The 1,233-nt window shown below is 76.0% G+C and carries 1 protein-coding gene; it reads right to left on the bottom strand.

What is annotated here, in order from left to right; translation table 11 throughout:
- A partial coding sequence (locus G4D87_RS37940) for a hypothetical protein (RefSeq protein WP_163787614.1) occupies positions 1-1,233 on the bottom strand: 1,233 nt, incomplete at both ends.

Raw genomic sequence — 1,233 nt, 5'->3', positions numbered from 1 at the left:
GTCCAGCACCACCCCGCCCGCCGCGCCGGAGGGCCCACCGTCGTCCCCGGGCGCGCTGGAGCGGAGCGCCGCCGCGTCCGTGAAGACGTGGCTCGCCAGCGTGGGGACCACCTCCGGGTCCACCCCACCCTCCGCGGCGCTCCGGCTGGCGGACGCCAGCGCGTCGCGAGCCTCCACCTCACGCCCGTGCTGCCGGTGGAGACACGCGCGCGCCAGGTGGCCCAGCGCGCGCTCCAGCGCGAAGTCCGTCCCCTCCACCAGCGACTCCATCGACACGAGCAGGCCCAGCGCCAGCACCTCGTCGCCGCGCCGCGCGGCCTCCAGGGCCACCAGCGCCCGCTGCCGGGCCGCGACTCCTGGCCGGACCTCTCGCGGCTCCACCCGGGTGGGCCACGTCTCCACCGTCAGCACATCCATGCGCCGGGCCGACGCCACGGCCCGCGACATGCCCAGCACCCGCAGGCGGCCAATGTCTCCTTCCAGCGCCTCCAGCAGCGCCCTGGCCTCGGCGCACCGGCCCAGCTCCAGCAACACGCGGCCCGCGCCAGCGCGGCACAGCAGGGCGATGAACAGGTAGCCCCCCCGCTCCGCGCGGGCCTCCACCTTGCGCAACGCCACGAGCGCGTCCCGGCGAGGCCCCCGCTCCGCCAGCACCCACGCGGCGATGCAGTCCAGCTCCAGCGCCAACCTGGGAGCGCCCAGGTCCTCCATGCGCGCCCAGGCCTCCGTGAGCGCCGACTCGGCCTCCGCGAAGCGGCCCAGCCGGCTGAAGATGCCCGCGGACATGGCCGTCACCAGCGCCCCCCGCGAGTCGGCGCGCGCGTCCTCCAACAGGAAGATGCCGCGCTCCACCGGCTCGGCCAGCTCGCTGTCGCGCCCGTCGAGCCAGAGCATCAACGCGCGTGAGTAGGCGCACCAGCCCCGCGCCCGCCGGTCCTCCGAGGCCGCGGCGGCGCCGTCCAACAACTCCAGCGCCTCTTCGATGCGGCCCTGGAAGTAGCGCAACGCCGCCCACGCCAGCAGTTGCTGGAAGAACACCTCCGCGCCGCCGGAGGCGGGCATGGCCTCCAACGTCCGCTCGCACGCGTCCAGCTCCAGGGCGAAGAGGGCCGCCCTCACCAGCACCGCGCCCACCCCCTCGCGCAGGCCCGCTTCCGCCCCCTGTGCCTCCAACGAAGCCTGGAGCGCGAGCAGCTCCGGGTAGGCACGGCGGACCTCCAGCAGCCGCACCAG

The organism is Myxococcus vastator (assembly GCF_010894475.1).
Taxonomy (GTDB): domain Bacteria; phylum Myxococcota; class Myxococcia; order Myxococcales; family Myxococcaceae; genus Myxococcus; species Myxococcus vastator.
This window is presented reverse-complemented; position numbering and strand designations above follow the sequence as displayed.